The organism is Ruegeria sp. HKCCA5463, assembly GCF_013034175.1.
Lineage (GTDB): Bacteria > Pseudomonadota > Alphaproteobacteria > Rhodobacterales > Rhodobacteraceae > Ruegeria.
Genome location: NZ_WQFL01000007.1, coordinates 178,804 through 194,341, shown reverse-complemented (window position 1 = coordinate 194,341; position 15,538 = coordinate 178,804). Strand labels below are relative to the sequence as shown.

Sequence of the window (15,538 nt, the reverse complement as noted above, 5' to 3'; positions counted from 1 at the left end):
ATTCCTAGCGGATTGACGCGTGAATCCCAACAAAGTTACCGCCCATTAATCAGTCTTCCTCGACCCTATTCTAGTCTCCCCATATTTTATCAAGGTCCACGTCGCTACTGTCAGGCTCGCGTTCTTTGGGAAGCTTATCAATCTGCATGAGCATTGGGATGTCAAACGTAGTCCCGGTGACCACACAAGCACCTTGTGGCAGAGTCGGTATCTGTCCTCGGGAAATGCCATCCAAGGTGGATATGGTATTTTCTAGGAGAGCGAGGTCTCTGTCATTTACCAGACGGTGGATGAAGTAGTTGTGAAGTTGAGAAACGATGGTCGGAGATATGTCCGCAGGTCTTTGACTTGCAAGAGTGATGAATATCCCAAACTTCCGTCCTTCCTTAATTATCTCTTCAAAAAGCTCCAACCGGTAGTCTTTCCAGCTCTCTGCTTCGCGATTTGACTGCTGCGAAAGTATATTATGGGCTTCATCAATCACGAGGTGAAGCGTTGTTTCTGGTGGTGAGGCAACTGTCGACTTGTGCTGTTCGTAGAATTGCTTTGCTATTAAAATGGGAAGAATTTTCTTTACATCCTGTTTGCATTCCCTGAGCGATAACACTGTGACAGCAGGACCAGCGTTTTGAACTTCTCCGACCAAAATTACTCGGGAGAAGTCTTCCTTCAAAGCCTCAATTCTCCGAAGCAATGGCTGGATATGTTCATATTGCGCAGAACCCGATAGCACGTCCCTTAGGATTTGAAGATTTGCACGAATTTGCAGCTCATCTAGTCCGATAACATTGACGAGGTCGAGCTGTTCTATTTTATCCTCAAATTCGCTGACATAAAAATCTTCATCATTGGATAGATACTTCCAAACGCCATTAGGGAGTATCACGTGAAACGAGGTTATGCCCTGTCCATTTCGCAAACCCACCTTAGCTAAAGAGTCTGATAGATTGTCGTCGTCCGCAATGCTCCGAGCAAGTGTTCGCAAGAGTTCGAGTGCTTCCCCGCTTGGATCCTCTGATGTGAGAACTCGCCTAAATGTGCCTCGGATATAATTCTTTAAGCTGTCAGGAAGTTCTTGGAATCGTCTTCGCCCGGAAATTACACGTCTGAGAAAAGGTCGTTGAGTATTTGCAGTTGCTTGAAAGAGTATGCCGAGTGTTTCTGCGTCCCAAAACTCGCTTTCTCGTAAGACAAATCTATCGCCTTCCGCATTTCGTGTTGTTAAGCGAATTACGCGCTTGTGGTTCGCGTCTGCCAGTTGGGTGCCAGTGTACTCACCATTGAAGTCCAAAAACACAAATCTGCTTTTTTCGCCTATATTATTGATTTTATTATCAAAAAGAACAGTGTAGAGCTTTGTTAGAGTGTTGGATTTTCCGCTCCCGGTGTTCCCGAAAATGCCAAGGTGGGAGTTGAAAAGCTTTTGCCATGGAAGTGATACCGGCAAGTCTTCCTTCAAAAGTCGACCAATAACAAAACCATCCGAAGTCTCGCGTTCAAAAACACTGCTTACCTGTTGCTCGGAAAGAAGTCGGGCAATGTCACCTATTTTTGGTAGGAATTTTATGCCGTCCTTAAACTCATCATCTTCAAAATATCCAATTGGGCGAAGCTTCAATTTTCGCGTGAATAGCTTTTCGCTAGCTTCAATTTCGAAACTTCTTTCGTCTAGGTATTCACCTTCAACAGTACAAACGATCTCACGAAAGCCATGAGAGATGGATACGAACTCCCTAATTGAAATACCTTTGAACTTCTTACCCTGGAAAAAGTGCGTCTCGTGGTTTGAGTTTTCAAATGCCCTGACAGATACCTCAACACCCATAACCGCGACAACCTCACCAATTTGAATACTCATCGTTATTCACTCGTCGGTTTAGTTGTGAAAACTTGGTCGTTGAACGCGGTAAAGTCGAGAAAACCCTCAACTGTAACCAGCTCAATGTTTCCAAAGCCTAGAAACTTCTTCTCCATCTCGTCTCTTTCAGCTTCGTCAAAACAGCAGACGTACATATGAAGGGAGGGGTTGGATAGTGAACGCTTAACAAGGTTCAGGATATGCTCGTCCGCAAAAGAAAACCCAAACGCGATGAATATAGTGTCCGGTTTTTCAAGCTCATAACTTAGCAACCGCAACATTTGATAGTAGTGTTCCTCGAAAACTGTTTCATGGAACTTCCATTTTGTTGGGTTCACGATTGGAAGAGTATCGTAGGCAGTTTGAAATGCCGTGTTCGCTGTAGCAGTAACGTCGGCAGGAGGATTCAGGTCCGCTTCTGTCTTGGTCTCGTCTACCAAGGCATCAAAGAAGTCTTCGTCCTCTCGAAGCGGAACGTCCTTAATACGCTTCTTGGCCCGCTCTAAGTCATAAGATACTTCAATCTTTTCGCCATCTTTATACCAGTAAACACTACCGTGAAGCTGGATAAGATTTATCTGGGGAACGCTCTTGGCGTGGCGGTCGAAAACTCCGTGGTCTTGAAAGTACCTTCCGAAGTTCCGCGCATTTAATGTGCGCTTTACAAAACCGTCAGTACCATCGCTTAGATGAAAATCGTAAGAGCCAAGCCTGAGCAGCGTCTCGGCAGTATGAGCTACCATTCCATCATAGTTCGTAGTGAAGATATTGACCCGCTTTTTGTGGCTTTTTTTGCTTAGGATCTTCAAAACCGTTTCGACAAACTGACGATAATTTTCAATCACCTTGTTTTGGGCATCTGTGTTGAACAGTGTGGAGTTGGGGTTGTATTCTGCGGCTGGTAGGATGACCTCGCGAACATACCAAGAGAATAGATGTGCTTGGAAATCTGGCCTACCTTCGTACTTGGTGGCCAATGTCTCAACGGTATGCGCCTCGTCTGAGCCGACATGTTTGAGTTTCAGGGCAAGAGTAGGCAGCAAGCCGTAAGAGGCACCGGAGCCTAGTAGGAAATTCAAGTTTTTCTCATAAATATCGGATTTATTGATTTTTGACAAAATGAGTCGTCCTTCGGTTGTGTACGGAAAGCTGTACATCTTTTTTTTGGAATTGCACGTGCTTTGAAATGAAGGCAAAAAGCGGCTTGTGCAAGACGGACAATCGCGGCTGCGCAATCGGCCAATGTCAACCACAGGGAGGCTCACCGCAGTATAAAACGCGATGACGAATGGTAGCTTTGGGCCGCGTGCATCGGCCTTGCAGTAGACCATGCCACCTCCTACATGATTGTCATGGACCTGAGATATCCAATAAATTTTGTGGGTTACGACGAGTGGGTTGCGAGTGGATACACGCATGAGCTTGCCGGTGGCGACGTTATTACACGTGACGGAGAATTTCTGGGGAAGTGGCGGGCCGTGGATTATAACCTTGAGGAAGACAACCCTGGCGGAAGGTACGAATTTGTCTTGGACGGACAATCAGAAGTCAAGTTTGCGGAAGATATCGGGGTTATTGATTCCGGGCTGAGACGTGGGCTTGCATTGTCCGAAATCACCCGAAAGGTTAGAGAATGGCATGAAGCACCGTAGACTTGAACTGAATATTTCGTACACGCCCTTCTAAACTCCAATCAGACGTGCACACCTTAAGTTCAGCCGTATGTCGAAGCTCTGTAGACTTGATAACTGGATCAATGTTCACGTTGGTTTTGGATTTGTTAGGGACCGAGAAATGCGGCTAGTTTCGTCATCGTGAAGGATTTTTTGCAAATCTCCCAAGGGGTCTTCGCACCTTATCAATTCTTCCACCCTATCCAGCCAACTATTGACAGAAGTATCCGCTTCATCGCTCAACGCATTATGGTCTACCCAAACCCTTAATTCGGTCAGAAACGCTAGTAACTTTTGGGACCTGTTCCACTGGTCTGCCAGTCTTTCAAAGCCTTCCAAACGAGCCAGCATCGCTGTTTCTTTCAGCTCCATTTCTTTTTTGGCTTGTCCTTCTGCACGGCGTATAGCACGGATTTCAGCTCTTTCAATTTCACGCCGTGCGGCAGCTTTCCTTGCAGCGGCTACGCAAGCTACCAGCCTTTTTAGACCGTATTGTTCCACTTCTTTACGACTGCACACAAATTCCAAAGAGCGCACACAGTTTCCTGAAACTGAGAGCTTCATGTTCTTAGTCGGGTAGAGCCAGTAACCGTGATGTTCCGGCCAAGCCGTCCAGTTTTCCAGATCGATTCCGTAGCGACGTTCTTCCGACATTTTCTGACGTATACTGACCTTTAGTTCAGCACTTCCGATTTGGATTCTGAATCGGCCGTCGACACGTGCTTGGACAACTTGCGCTCCTATCTTGTCGATTGATTTAAAGAATGCACTAGTGACCCTCAGCCTATAGTAGTCAAAATCGCTCAAACTCAAGCCGCTCAAGCAATCGGCACACGCGGATTTGCTTGAGTTCATATCGCAAATCCAACTGGCAACGATAGGATGGGCATCACTTAAACAGCTATCTACACTCGGCTGGTCGATTTTCCGGAAAGCCTCAGCGCGCTCTCGCTTTGTCTGCTTTTTTTGATTGTCAAATGGGTTTGCGACTGGGAAAACCACGACTTCAACCATCTGACTCTGGGTAAGCTGCAATTCCGGTCTTTCCACCAGCTTTCCGGTATCGACCTTAGTCCAATGGCCACGAGGAGGTGTGGGGATTCTGTACCTCTTACAGCAATTTGCCAGCCCCCTGTCAGACACTCCAAACTGTCTTGCTAGTTTATACATAGGGTGCCGCCAAACTAGTTCATAGAGTTCGTAGACACTTAGAATTCGCTGTTCTTCCACATCCATTCCATTTGCAAGCGGCTCAATTTTCAAAGTGGTTTCGGATAACAGCTTTCTCAAATCTGAGTTGGTTGTTGCGTTTGCAAGAACAGATTGGGTCAAACGTTCGCAAACACTTTGCTGCTGGCCAAAAACCTCAATGCTACAATGGCTTACTACAATTTGAATTAGGGCCACATTCAAGGAAAGAGTTACTTACGTTTGACGGCTAAACGCGTAATGAAAACCGGAGGAATTCCTCAGTTTTTCCTCAGTTCTGCTAGTGTTCCTGTCACGTTCACAGGTGTTTCCTCAGTCAAAATGACAAATGTGAGGAAAACTTGCCCACTCATTAACAAAGTAATGCTTTGTTTTTATTTGATTTTTAAGACTTGGGAGGTGGTACCGCCTTCTGGGTTCGAACCAGAGACCTCTGGATCCACAAGGGGCGAGGAATCAAGAGGTATTCTTAGGATTATCAAGTCACTAAATGATTCGAGAAAATTTTTTGGGCAACAATTTGGGCAATAACTTTTGTGAGTGCTTTTGTCATTGTCATTTTAAATGACCGCCCCTCAAAAGTTTGGTCAGAAAAAATGACAAAAAACTGGATTTTTCCGTTTAAAGCCAAATATTTACCACCATTGACTCGATAATAATTTGGTAGTTGGCTTAACTCATTCTCCAAGTTTGAGGTGATGAGTTGTCCAAAATGAAAGCACGCCTTTCCGGTCGCCCGCGTATCGAAACCGTAAACGGAAGTAGTTATTGGGTTCAGGCCTACTACACGCCCTCCGGTCAAAGGAAACGGGTCACAGCCCAGTCCGGAAGAGAAGCTAAACAGTTGGCCAAAGAACGTTTGGCCTCGGAATTGCAAGATGAAGCAATTGCTCAGGGTTACACCACTTTTGAGAAATTCGCGGAGAAGTTCATAAGGGATAGCCGAAATGGCCGCGATGGAGAACAGCCGCTTCAACCGGCGACAATCGCCGGATACGAGTCATATCTCCGCAACTGGATCAACCCAAAATTGGGAGCGCTTCCACTTGGCGATATCAACACTGCAAAAATGCGAGAGTTTCGCGATCACTTGATTGCGCGTTGTCCCAGCCGAAACACAGCCAAACACGCCCTGAATCTTGCAAAAGCCATTTTCACGTATGCTGCCTTGCTCGATGCCGTTTTCGCCAATCCTGCTGAAGGCGTAAAAATCAAGTTGGATTGGAGTGCGCACGAGGACTTGAAATCAGACCGTATTCCATCCGAACAAGACATGGCCGAAATAGACGAAATGGCGCGCGACCTTTACTATTCGGATGATCCCCGTATCGCGCAAACGTACCGTAGATACTATCCCATGTTTCTTATTCTTAGGATGACTGGGGTACGAATCTCCGAATGCCTTGGACTTCAGTGGGGCGACTTCGAAACTGGGTACTCATCAGTCACAATTAGCCGGAAAGTTGATCGCGCACGCGGCAACCAGTCACTGAAGCAGCGTGTAGGGAAGACCAAAACAAAAAACTCGAGACGCACGATACCCGTTCCACAGCCAGTTCGGCCAATTATTGCAGAATGGCGTCTCGCTTGCCCAGCGACGAAGGAAGGCTGGGTGTTTCCGACGAAGGCAGGCCGCCCACTGGATTACAACAACGTCAAGAACAAGTTTTGGAAGCCACTTTTGAGACGGGTCAATACTAGGCGGGATGAGCAATTTAGGCAGCAATTAGTAGACCACGGTCTGCATGGCTTAAGACACTTTTTCGTATCACTTCTGGTCAGAGAAGGGCGTATTAAGGAAGCGTCCGCGTTTGCTGGCCATAGCTCAGTTGCATTCACATTGGATCAGTACGGCCACCTAATCCCGAATGACACGCGAACCATGGAGGAAGTGACACGAATAGTCTCGCGGGACTTAATCGTGTGAATGGGAGTCCTGAGCTGGCCCAAAAGCAGGAACGAACCAGCTCACGACTTTTTCAGCTCAATCACTCATCGTCGTTCAGCTTTTGAATCATGTTCAGCCTACTTAAGTCCAACGATGCCTCGCCATTGTCAGACTCAACACATTTCTGAATCTCGTTTCTGAGAAGAGTCACGTCTCGCGGTACAGATACAGATCGGCGCTTAAACTCTTCAGTTATTTGATCTATCTCTGCAACAAAGAATTCGGCGGAGGCTCCGGAAACGCGCGAAACCTCACGCCCCAAAAAGCTGAAGGCTCTGAGGGCGTTTACTGGCTGCTTTGCATCTATTGCGCGCTCAATTGCACGGGCGTAACTCTCAATACCTTGGTCGACTTGGTTTGATCTAAATTCTGCCAACCCACAAGCGGCATCAATAAGTACTTTGTCCTCAGGTGAGGAAGAGAGTCTTTGCATCTCGGCAATTGATCGCAAAGCGGCCTCAGTTTCTCCGGAATAGCTCATCAACACCGACATATTGTTGTGGATGGTGAAGCTGTCTGGGTTTGCCAACAGACCCTTTTCAGCTGCAGCAATACCCCGAAACAACCTGTTTTTTCTCTCACTTTCTCCCCCATCCGCACTAATGCTGGCAACAAACGAAGCTAGAATTGCCGGTTTCGCACTGAAGGGTTCAATTTTTGACCATTCCTCACATGCTTTCAGCGAAACATCCCAGTCGGAGTGCCACGATGCAGCGTTTGCAACAGCTTCGTGCGAAATCGATATGTTCTTTAGCAAACCTTCTGGTTCAAACGCCTTTGTGTATCGCCCTGCCCATTCGATTTGCGCAAAGGAGTTTTCATTCATGCTTTCCGTGGCTGTCTGAAAAAGCTTCATTGCTTTTTTTCGAGAGCCGTCGAGCAATTCAAGAGTTCCTAATTCAGAAGCAAGTTCTGAACGGTCGACAAATGAAAACTGTGAGTTATCCGCAATCCTTTTTGCGAGTTTCCACCCTTGCGGGCTCTCGCCGAGTTCTCCCGCCACGGCTAACTCTGCTGCTTTAAGCCAAGGATCAAAATTGGTTCTGCCAGATTTCTTCAAAAAATGGAGCGCGCGATCGGGTTCACCTAGATGCGTGTACAACCTAGCGGCGGCCCTTAAAACGTAGCGGTCATGTGGTGCAAGTTTTAGTGCGCGCATCAGAAGGTTCTCGCTTGAAGCGAGTTGACCGATATTGGCATACAACAAAGCGGTTTCTGCTGCTCTTAGTGCATCACGCGGGTTGAAACGAAGCAAACGCTTGCGTCGTGCGATTGATGCACGAATACCGGCTTCATCCTCGGGTAAGGGTTTATTTCCTCTGGAGCTTATACCTTCCACGATTTTTTGGGCGTAACGCTTCAGGGACTTTGGCTGATGTTCGTCTTCTGTAATTGAGGTAGCCGCCTCTATTACAACAGCCTCGCCAAGGCGATCACTAATAACCGCCGTTGATACCAATTCTTCGGCGAGTTCAGGGCTCTTGGATTGGAGCCACTTCGTCGCCAAGTCATCGAAAGTTCTGGTAAGTCGCGCTTGAGTTTCGCTAACCAGAAGATCCTGAACGTCGCTAGTTTTCCGCCGAGGCAGAGAGCTCATCTCACCTGCAGCGATTGCGCCCGAAATGGACCGCCAACGAGGGATCGTATGGCGTTTCGAACTATCGTCCGCGTGTATCATGTCTTACCCGTCGATTTTGCCTTAACCGCTGCAACGCGAGCCAGCCGGTCAAAGAGCGAAACGTATCTGTGCAAGGAGTATTGCGTACCGTCGGTGGTTCTTTCCAATGGGTGTCCCCTTAGTTTCGGGTTTGGATTGCACAATTCACTCGCTGCTTTTGTCAGTTCGTCACCTGTTTCATCTTCCATATCCTCGCGCAATTCAGACAGCATTTCCGTAAACTTGTTCTGAATGGTAGGCAAAACGTCCTTGTACAATCCGCTCCAAGGCCCCCAAAGCGACGTTGGGCGTAGTTCCGGCTCCATCTTCTCGAAAAGCAAGGCCGTGGCTCCTTGGCCTTTAACAAAGAAAAATATCATACTCCCCAAAAGATATAGGTCGTTAGATAAGCGTCTGTGATGTCCATCGGATAAAATGTGCCCATATAGGATTTCCGGAGGCGCGTAATTTGGATCACCCGAAAAAGTCATATGATCATACGGACCCCGGGCCTTCTCGTTGATGCACCGCCCCAAGTCCGCAATTTTGAATCCATCGTCTCCTTCAAAGCTCAACAGATTTGAGGGCTTCACATCTTGATGAGATATGTGGTGCCCGTGCAATTGGGTCAACCCAACGGTCGCATGATGCATTGCTCTGAGCCAAAAGGATTGCTTTAGCTGCGTTTGGACGGCGCGAAGCTTTTTTCGGACATCGCCATCCGCTAGCTCAAAAATCAAATAGGGCGCGGTGTCTTGAATGTTTGGTCCAACACTAACTTCACCGGAATCGATGGCGATCACCACCCTATCCATTCTGGCCCCAGCACAGATATCTAAAATCTGTGCTTCGAATGAATATGCATCCGTAAGCTGGCGCAATGCTTTGACGGTATTTCCTGAGTTCATTGCGCGTGTGAAGTCAATCGCCTTCAAGAACGCCCGCTTTCCATCTCGCTCTACAGCATACGAGACCGAGAAATTCCCTCCTGTACCGGGATAAATGTCCGTTGGCGTGCCAGTCTCGGCATCCCAACCCAACGCTTCAACGACTTTCCATCCGTTATCCAATTCGCAGCCCATTAGCCGCCAAGCACCTGCTTTATTTTCCAGCCCCATTTCACACCTTTGAGAGGTAATTATCGGTTGAAAATCAACCTACATTCAATACAGCGAACTATGGCTTCACACACTGTAAGTGTCCATATCGGCGCAAAAAAACATCCCAGAGTATTTGTTTCTGTGACAAACAAATGCCGAACGTAACCAACCGCTAGTTTGGTATCAGAGAAGTTGCTTCGATTGAGTACATCACAGCGTTGCCACGTAGCATTTGCATTGAGTAAGCGGCCACAAGCTTCAGAAATCGGCACAGTCACCGCTAAATCTCAGCGCTAGCCTTGGTGACACTTTTTAGCGAGAAGAGACGTGTCTTGTGCCTGTTTCACTTACTTTTTTGGGCAAATTTTGGGCAACTTTGAATTTTACCCCCTTTTTGTTCAAAATCGGCGCAACGAAATACAGGCTCAATCACGCCGCATAAGATGCTGCAATTATGTTGAAATTTAAGATTGGAAGATGGTACCGCCTCCCTGGCTTGAACAGGGGACCTCTGGATCCACAATCCAGCGCTCTAACCAACTGAGCTAAGGCGGCACTCGTGAGGGGCGATGTACCGAACACGCCCGCGGAATGCAAGAGCATTAAAGCCGAATTTTCCAGCTTTGTTCGACAAGATCGACACCGAAGGAATGCACCGCTTTGCTGTCTGTTAATTCCCAGCCGGACGCCTTGTAAAGTGCGCAGGCGGCGGTATGGCTTTCGTGCGTCCACAGAACCATTTCTTTGTATCCTGCCCCGCGTGCGAAGGCAGTACATGCTTGCAGCAGGCGCTTTCCCAGCCCCTGCCCTCGTGCTTTCGGGACAAGCAGAAACAGCCGCAACTTGGCGGTATTCCGGTCAACAGCAACGCAGAAAATACTGCCCAGACGCTGCCCGTCCTGCTCGGCGATCCAGCCTCTTTCAAGCTTGGGGTCACTGTTGGCCATGAAGTCGTCAAGGATGCTGGCCACTAGGGGCGCAAAGCTGTCATCAAACCCTTCGTCGCGCGCATAAAGCAGACCGTGCTGTTCAACCAGCCACGCGGCGTCATCGGGGTTAAAGGGTCTGAGAACGGCGTCTTCCATATCTCATCTGACCGCAAAGGTGACTTGATTCTCAACCCCGTGCGCGCTAGCAGGAACGCTCAGTCTCGGAGGCACAGATGGGCATCAATACCGAACGCGACATTCAGGCAAACCTGCAAATCGGTCCGACCGATCAGGGTATGGTCCGCCTGTTCATCGAAGCTGACGGCATCGAAATACCGATGGATTTTGACCCGGAAGAAGCAGAAGAAATCGCCGACGAAATTCGTGCTGCGGTACAAGCCGCCCTTGCCGTCAAAGGTTGACCTTACAGCCTGGGATCCCGAAGCGCGTGCAAACGGCGCGCGGCATCCGTTGCAAATTTCTGGATCATCTTCTTGCGCCGCGCCGGTGCGATTTTGTCCTCGGGCGCCATGCGCACGATTTCCGCATCATAGGCATCGGCGATGATCAGGCCTGTTTCATCAGGCAACAGATCGGTCGGGAATTCCGTGTCGACGGCCCAAAAGAATCGGTCACACCATTCCAAATAGCCCTGCCATTTCGAATCCGACTGATAATCGGCACGGCTGGATTTGCATTCAATCACCCACAACTCACCCTTTGGCCCCAGCCCCATCACGTCAACGCGCAACCCGCGCGCAGGCACGAATTCCTCTACGGAAACAAAGCCATGGGCCGCAAGATGCCGCGCGACGCCACGTGCCAGTCTCTGTCCAGGTTGCAGATCCAAAGTCATGGCTGAAAATGTGAACAATTAGCGAACAAAAGTAAAGCACCTTTGCGCCTTGACACGGTACCTTTTGGTATCGCATTAATATGACACCAAAAGGTACTATTTCTGAGGTTGCTTATGGAGAACCAAACTCAAAACGCATTTCGCGCGCTGGCCGATCCCACACGCCGGAACATCGTGCGACTGCTCTCGTCACAGGACATGACGATCGGGCAGTTGACCGACCGGTTCGACATGACCCGGGCTGCGGTCAAAAAGCACCTGACGGTTCTGTCCGACGGTGGATTGATCACAGTCGAAGCGCGCGGCCGGGAACGCATCAATCGACTTGAACCACAGGGTATGGCCCCGGTGCTCGATTGGCTCAGCTATTTTGACCAGTTCTGGGACGACCGCCTCAACTCTCTCAAGGAAGCCATTGAAAGGAAACAAAATGACTGATGCCGTATTGAAGAAATCGATTTTCCTCAGGGCGGAACCGGAAACCGTTTGGGCCTATCTGACGGAACCTGAGCATCTGGCGGAATGGTTCCACAAACCTGAAAGAACACTGGCAGAAGGTCAGAAGCTTGAGATGTTCGGCACAACAAGCGGCGACTTGTTGATCTGGGGAGAGGTCCTTGTCGCCCGCCCCCCGAAATACCTTGAACACACCTTTACCGTCAAACCGATGGGAGACGCTGTAAGCGTGGTCAAATGGACATTGGAGCCGGTCTTGGGCGGCACACGTCTTGAGCTTGTGCACGAAGGATTACCGCAAGGCGTCACAGCGTTTGATCTGATCCTGGCCCTGGACAAAGGATGGGACGAACATTTCGGCAAGTTGCGTGTGGCATTGCACGAAACTGTTGACGCCTGACCTCTTGCGCGAACCCGTCAGACACCCTACTTAAGCGCGTGGCGGGTTCTGCCCTTCTTGTGACAGGTAGCATTCTGGTGGCCTTAAGCAATTCCGAGGGGGCTGGCTCTGTTCAGGTCCTGGCCTGATTACCCGGCGCCCACCTGTACATACAGGTCCTCGGGAATCAAACCGCACGGTTGACTGGTGGTCCCGCCGCACTTTCCCTGAAATATCAGCGCCCTGCGTGGGCTTCCTGTTTCACGGCTGCCGGCTCGAAACTGTGTGCGACCGGTGTTCCCCGACGTGGCCCCTGCGGCTTTTCCGCCATGCTCATGATCTTGTACGCGAACTGAACGCCGGCAAAGACGATACCGTTCATGAACCAGATCATCACCAACGCGATCAGGCCGATTTCCGACCCGGTGATCAGGTGCCGAAGATTCGCGACATTCAGCGCCAAGAGCACCCCGACAAACACGGCCGAAATGACAAAACCCCAGGCGACTTGCGTGATATACAGGCGGATCAGTTTGGGCATGGCGAACCTCCTTGCGCTTCGTTGCCTATGCTAGCGCATGTCTGGTTCAGGTAAACGTGTCAGAACGCCTCGGGCTGGGCCTCGCGCGCCATGTGATCCAGCACGGCATTGACGAATTTTGGTTCTTTACCCTCAGGGAAAAAGGCACGTGCCACATCGACAAACTCGGTGATCACCACCTTGGGCGGTGTGCCGCTTTGGGTCAGTTCCGCACCCGCCGCGCGAAACAGCGCGCGCAGGGTCGGGTCGATGCGCGCGATCGGCCATTTCGCCACCAGCGCGCGGTCGGTCATCTGGTCAATCGGCGCCTGATAGTTCACCGCGTCATCCACCAGCTTGCGGAACAGCGTGCTGTCGCCCTCAAGCATCTCGTCACCCTCGTAGACCGCGCCGAACCGATGGTCCAGAAACTCGTTGACCACCTGCTCGGTCGTCTGGCCCGACTGCTCCATCTGGAACAGCGCCTGCACGGCATAAAGCCGCGCGGCGGATTTCATCAGGCGTTTCCTGTTTGCCGGTTTCGGCGTGTCTGTCTGGGTCATGCTGTCGTTGATCCGTTGCTGTCGCCCGCCACCAGGATGGACTCGGACGGCGGCTTGAATCCGACGCCCTTTTTCGAAGCGCCCCACTTACGGCTGAGCGCGATCAGATGCAAGGCCGCAGCGGCCGCGCCACCCCCTTTATTCATCTTTTCGGGGTTGGCGCGGATTTCGGCCTGCTCGTCATTCTCGACCGTCAGGATGCCGTTGCCGATGCACAGCCCCTGTAGGCCCAGCAGCTGGATCGCGCGGCTGGAGTCGTTGCAGACGGTTTCGTAATGCGTGGTCTCACCGCGGATGACGCAGCCAAGCGCGACATAGCCGTCGAAGTTGCACTGTCGGTCGGCCATGGCGATGGCCGTGGGAATTTCCAGCGCGCCGGGCACTTCGACCACTTCGCAGGTGCCGCCAGCCGCTTCGATCTCGGCCGTGGCACCCGCAATCAGGTTGTCGGCGATCGAGCGGTAGAACGGAGCCGCCACGATCAGCAGTTTCACCGGCTTGTCGAAGCTGGGTGTCGGCAGAATTCCGTGTTTGTCTTGTTCAGCCATGTTCAGTCTTCCTTCAGAATCGAGCGGGTGCCGACGATGGACAGGCCAAACGCGTCCAGCCCAAGATACACCGTTTCAGGAGAGTCGGTCAGAAGCACCAGTTCCTGAATCCCCATCTTGGACAGGATCTGCGCCCCCAGACCGGTTTGCTTGATGGTGCGCGGGCCTTCATCCTCGACCGCATACAACGAGTTGCGCGGCTGGCGGAACAGGCAGACCACTCCACGGCCCTCTTCGGCGATCTTTTCCATTGCGCGCGGCAGTTCGCGGGATGATTTCGGACCAAGCCCCAGGATATCCGGCGCTTCGTGCAGGGCGTGCGTGCGCGTCAGAACGGGCTCGGGCGTGGTGATGTCACCTTTGATCATGACAACATGTTCAATGCCGTGGGTCTGATCGGTGAAAATCCGCATTTCCCACTCACCGCCATATTCCGAGGTGACTGTTTGACGAGAAGTCTCGACAACCAGATTGTCATTGCGCGCCCGATAGCTGATCAGGTCGCTGATCGTGCCGATTTTCATGTTGTGCTTTTTGGCGAACTCGACCAGATCCGGCAGGCGCGCCATGGTTCCGTCTTCATTCATGATCTCGCAGATCACGCCTGACGGGTTCAGCCCGGCAAGACGCGAGATATCCACGGCGGCCTCGGTATGGCCTGCGCGCACCAGCACCCCGCCCCGCTTTGCCCGCAACGGGAAGACATGGCCCGGGGTGGCGATATGCGCCATCGTGTTCTGTTCGTTGATCGCGGTCGCCACGGTCAGCGCCCGGTCGGCGGCTGAAATCCCGGTGCTGACACCTTCGCGCGCCTCAATCGATACGGTGAAAGCCGTCTCGTGCCGGGACGAGTTGTTCACGGCCATCATCGGCAGCCCCAGCGCATCTATCCGTTCCGCCGTCATCGGCAAACAGATCAGACCGCGCCCGTGGGTGGCCATGAAGTTGATCGCCTCGGCATCCGCAAACTCGGCCGGGATCACCAAATCGCCTTCGTTCTCGCGATCTTCGTGATCGACCAGAATGTACATCCGGCCGGCGCGCGCCTCTTCGATGATTTCTTCGATCGGGCTGATCGCGTCACGCAACTGGGCCTCGACCGGTCCGGGGGTTTCAAAGCTCATGGGGCAGCCTTTCACATGGCGGGTTTGCTCGGCGGAATAGACCACTGAGGGCGCAAAGACCAGTCCACAAACGGCGCTGGGGTTTTCCGACGCGACGTATCAGGACATCTCGGACAGGCGCGCGACGTACCGGGCCAGCGTATCGATCTCAAGATTGACGCGATCGTCCACACTGACATCGCCCCAGGTCGTGACTTCCTTGGTGTGAGGGATGAAATTGATGCCAAACTCGCAATCATTCACGTCATTGACCGTCAGCGATGTCCCGTTCAGCGCAACCGACCCTTTGGGCGCTATGAACCGGGCCAGTTCCTTCGGTGCGCGCAAGGTGACACGCGTGCTGTCGCCTTCATCCTCGACCGCGACCACTTCGGCCACACCATCCACATGACCCGAAACGATGTGACCGCCCAGTTCATCACCGACTTTTAGCGCTCGCTCCAGATTGACGCGTTTGCCGACGGCCCAGGTATCAAGATTGGTCTTCGAAACCGTCTCGGCGCTGATCTGAACGTCATACCAATCATCGCCCAGCGCGATCACCGTCAGGCACACACCATCACTGGCAATCGAGGCTCCGATATCGATACCGGCCGTGTCATAGGCCGTCTTGATCCGGGCGCGCAGATCCCCCTGCTGTTCCAGCTCGGTGACGGTGCCGATGTCGGTGACGATCCCTGTGAACATTCCGTTAACCCTCAGTTCCTAACCTGTGCCT

At 51.3% G+C, this 15,538-nt stretch carries 18 protein-coding genes and 1 tRNA gene; 5 read left to right on the top strand and 14 right to left on the bottom strand.

Annotated elements, in window-relative coordinates:
- Nucleotides 1-70 precede the first annotated feature (70 nt).
- Entirely contained in the window at nucleotides 71-1,858 is a 1,788-nt protein-coding gene (locus GOW09_RS15760) for an ATP-binding protein (RefSeq protein WP_171119543.1), read from the bottom strand.
- A 2-nt stretch (nucleotides 1,859-1,860) separates the two neighbouring features.
- Entirely contained in the window at nucleotides 1,861-3,189 is a 1,329-nt protein-coding gene (locus GOW09_RS15755; RefSeq protein WP_171119542.1) for an SIR2 family protein, read from the bottom strand.
- A gap of 21 nt (nucleotides 3,190-3,210) precedes the next feature.
- Between GOW09_RS15755 and GOW09_RS22380 the strand changes: the two genes are divergently transcribed.
- Nucleotides 3,211-3,510, top strand: coding sequence for a hypothetical protein (locus GOW09_RS22380; protein ID WP_217360285.1), 300 nt, complete (start codon nucleotides 3,211-3,213; stop codon nucleotides 3,508-3,510).
- 108 nt (nucleotides 3,511-3,618) lie between these two features.
- Here the strand turns inward: GOW09_RS22380 and GOW09_RS15750 are convergent, their stop codons facing one another.
- Together GOW09_RS15750 and GOW09_RS22375 are read right to left on the bottom strand one after the other, a co-directional pair.
- Nucleotides 3,619-4,863, bottom strand: coding sequence for a hypothetical protein (locus tag GOW09_RS15750; RefSeq protein ID WP_217360284.1), 1,245 nt, complete (start codon nucleotides 4,861-4,863; stop codon nucleotides 3,619-3,621).
- Between the two features lie 355 nt (nucleotides 4,864-5,218).
- Nucleotides 5,219-5,428, bottom strand: coding sequence for a hypothetical protein (locus GOW09_RS22375; protein ID WP_217360283.1), 210 nt, complete (start codon nucleotides 5,426-5,428; stop codon nucleotides 5,219-5,221).
- A gap of 24 nt (nucleotides 5,429-5,452) precedes the next feature.
- Between GOW09_RS22375 and GOW09_RS15745 the strand changes: the two genes are divergently transcribed.
- Entirely contained in the window at nucleotides 5,453-6,667 is a 1,215-nt protein-coding gene (locus GOW09_RS15745; RefSeq protein ID WP_171119540.1) for a site-specific integrase, read from the top strand.
- A gap of 61 nt (nucleotides 6,668-6,728) precedes the next feature.
- Here the strand turns inward: GOW09_RS15745 and GOW09_RS15740 are convergent, their stop codons facing one another.
- From GOW09_RS15740 to GOW09_RS15725, 4 genes are all read right to left on the bottom strand, one after another.
- Entirely contained in the window at nucleotides 6,729-8,285 is a 1,557-nt protein-coding gene (locus GOW09_RS15740) for a lipopolysaccharide assembly protein LapB (protein WP_171119539.1), read from the bottom strand.
- 77 nt (nucleotides 8,286-8,362) lie between these two features.
- Nucleotides 8,363-9,463 carry a serine/threonine-protein kinase gene (locus GOW09_RS15735; RefSeq protein WP_171119538.1) on the bottom strand — a complete coding sequence of 367 codons (1,101 nt, stop codon included), beginning with the start codon at nucleotides 9,461-9,463 and terminating at the stop codon, nucleotides 8,363-8,365.
- A gap of 460 nt (nucleotides 9,464-9,923) precedes the next feature.
- Nucleotides 9,924-10,000, bottom strand: a tRNA-His gene (locus GOW09_RS15730).
- Between the two features lie 47 nt (nucleotides 10,001-10,047).
- The gene (locus GOW09_RS15725) at nucleotides 10,048-10,530 is read right to left on the bottom strand and encodes a GNAT family N-acetyltransferase (RefSeq protein ID WP_171119537.1); all 483 of its coding nucleotides are present in this window, start codon (nucleotides 10,528-10,530) and stop codon (nucleotides 10,048-10,050) included.
- Nucleotides 10,531-10,607: 77 nt separating this feature from the next.
- Between GOW09_RS15725 and GOW09_RS15720 the strand changes: the two genes are divergently transcribed.
- Nucleotides 10,608-10,796, top strand: a complete 189-nt coding sequence (locus GOW09_RS15720; RefSeq protein WP_152457562.1) for a DUF6324 family protein — start codon at nucleotides 10,608-10,610, stop codon at nucleotides 10,794-10,796.
- A gap of 2 nt (nucleotides 10,797-10,798) precedes the next feature.
- On the opposite strand, the gene GOW09_RS15715 is transcribed toward GOW09_RS15720, so the two are convergent.
- Entirely contained in the window at nucleotides 10,799-11,230 is a 432-nt protein-coding gene (locus GOW09_RS15715) for an MmcB family DNA repair protein (protein ID WP_152457561.1), read from the bottom strand.
- Nucleotides 11,231-11,344: 114 nt separating this feature from the next.
- Here GOW09_RS15715 and GOW09_RS15710 point away from each other — a divergent pair, with 114 nt between their 5' ends.
- Nucleotides 11,345-11,668, top strand: a complete 324-nt coding sequence (locus GOW09_RS15710) for a helix-turn-helix transcriptional regulator (RefSeq protein ID WP_170346548.1) — start codon at nucleotides 11,345-11,347, stop codon at nucleotides 11,666-11,668.
- Nucleotides 11,661-12,086, top strand: a complete 426-nt coding sequence (locus tag GOW09_RS15705) for an SRPBCC domain-containing protein (RefSeq protein ID WP_171119536.1) — start codon at nucleotides 11,661-11,663, stop codon at nucleotides 12,084-12,086. The genes GOW09_RS15710 and GOW09_RS15705 overlap by 8 nt, the downstream gene beginning before the upstream one ends.
- A 214-nt stretch (nucleotides 12,087-12,300) precedes the next feature.
- On the opposite strand, the gene GOW09_RS15700 is transcribed toward GOW09_RS15705, so the two are convergent.
- From GOW09_RS15700 to GOW09_RS15680, 5 genes are all read right to left on the bottom strand, one after another.
- Nucleotides 12,301-12,606, bottom strand: coding sequence for a hypothetical protein (locus GOW09_RS15700; RefSeq protein ID WP_170346546.1), 306 nt, complete (start codon nucleotides 12,604-12,606; stop codon nucleotides 12,301-12,303).
- Nucleotides 12,607-12,665: 59 nt separating this feature from the next.
- On the bottom strand, nucleotides 12,666-13,148 hold the full coding sequence (gene nusB, locus GOW09_RS15695; RefSeq protein WP_171119535.1) for a transcription antitermination factor NusB: 483 nt from the start codon (nucleotides 13,146-13,148) through the stop codon (nucleotides 12,666-12,668).
- Nucleotides 13,145-13,696 carry a 6,7-dimethyl-8-ribityllumazine synthase gene (locus GOW09_RS15690; RefSeq protein ID WP_171119534.1) on the bottom strand — a complete coding sequence of 184 codons (552 nt, stop codon included), beginning with the start codon at nucleotides 13,694-13,696 and terminating at the stop codon, nucleotides 13,145-13,147. Before GOW09_RS15690 ends, nusB begins: the two co-directional genes overlap by 4 nt.
- Before the next feature lie 2 nt (nucleotides 13,697-13,698).
- The gene (gene ribB / locus GOW09_RS15685) at nucleotides 13,699-14,820 is read right to left on the bottom strand and encodes a 3,4-dihydroxy-2-butanone-4-phosphate synthase (RefSeq protein ID WP_171119533.1); all 1,122 of its coding nucleotides are present in this window, start codon (nucleotides 14,818-14,820) and stop codon (nucleotides 13,699-13,701) included.
- Nucleotides 14,821-14,919: 99 nt separating this feature from the next.
- Entirely contained in the window at nucleotides 14,920-15,507 is a 588-nt protein-coding gene (locus tag GOW09_RS15680) for a riboflavin synthase (protein ID WP_171119532.1), read from the bottom strand.
- Nucleotides 15,508-15,538 lie beyond the last annotated feature (31 nt).

What these genes read in the sequence shown, in the direction of transcription:
- GOW09_RS15760 (WP_171119543.1), bottom strand. Translation starts at nt 1,858, where the DNA reads ATGAGTATTCAAATTGGTGAGGTTGTCGCGGTTATGGGTGTTGAGGTA.
- GOW09_RS15755 (WP_171119542.1), bottom strand. Translation starts at nt 3,189, where the DNA reads ATGGTCTACTGCAAGGCCGATGCACGCGGCCCAAAGCTACCATTCGTC.
- GOW09_RS22380 (WP_217360285.1), top strand. Translation starts at nt 3,211, where the DNA reads ATGGACCTGAGATATCCAATAAATTTTGTGGGTTACGACGAGTGGGTT.
- GOW09_RS15745 (WP_171119540.1), top strand. Translation starts at nt 5,453, where the DNA reads ATGAAAGCACGCCTTTCCGGTCGCCCGCGTATCGAAACCGTAAACGGA.
- GOW09_RS15740 (WP_171119539.1), bottom strand. Translation starts at nt 8,285, where the DNA reads ATGAGCTCTCTGCCTCGGCGGAAAACTAGCGACGTTCAGGATCTTCTG.
- GOW09_RS15735 (WP_171119538.1), bottom strand. Translation starts at nt 9,463, where the DNA reads ATGGGGCTGGAAAATAAAGCAGGTGCTTGGCGGCTAATGGGCTGCGAA.
- GOW09_RS15725 (WP_171119537.1), bottom strand. Translation starts at nt 10,530, where the DNA reads ATGGAAGACGCCGTTCTCAGACCCTTTAACCCCGATGACGCCGCGTGG.
- GOW09_RS15720 (WP_152457562.1), top strand. Translation starts at nt 10,608, where the DNA reads ATGGGCATCAATACCGAACGCGACATTCAGGCAAACCTGCAAATCGGT.
- GOW09_RS15715 (WP_152457561.1), bottom strand. Translation starts at nt 11,230, where the DNA reads ATGACTTTGGATCTGCAACCTGGACAGAGACTGGCACGTGGCGTCGCG.
- GOW09_RS15710 (WP_170346548.1), top strand. Translation starts at nt 11,345, where the DNA reads ATGGAGAACCAAACTCAAAACGCATTTCGCGCGCTGGCCGATCCCACA.
- GOW09_RS15705 (WP_171119536.1), top strand. Translation starts at nt 11,661, where the DNA reads ATGACTGATGCCGTATTGAAGAAATCGATTTTCCTCAGGGCGGAACCG.
- GOW09_RS15700 (WP_170346546.1), bottom strand. Translation starts at nt 12,606, where the DNA reads ATGCCCAAACTGATCCGCCTGTATATCACGCAAGTCGCCTGGGGTTTT.
- nusB (WP_171119535.1), bottom strand. Translation starts at nt 13,148, where the DNA reads ATGACCCAGACAGACACGCCGAAACCGGCAAACAGGAAACGCCTGATG.
- GOW09_RS15690 (WP_171119534.1), bottom strand. Translation starts at nt 13,696, where the DNA reads ATGGCTGAACAAGACAAACACGGAATTCTGCCGACACCCAGCTTCGAC.
- ribB (WP_171119533.1), bottom strand. Translation starts at nt 14,820, where the DNA reads ATGAGCTTTGAAACCCCCGGACCGGTCGAGGCCCAGTTGCGTGACGCG.
- GOW09_RS15680 (WP_171119532.1), bottom strand. Translation starts at nt 15,507, where the DNA reads ATGTTCACAGGGATCGTCACCGACATCGGCACCGTCACCGAGCTGGAA.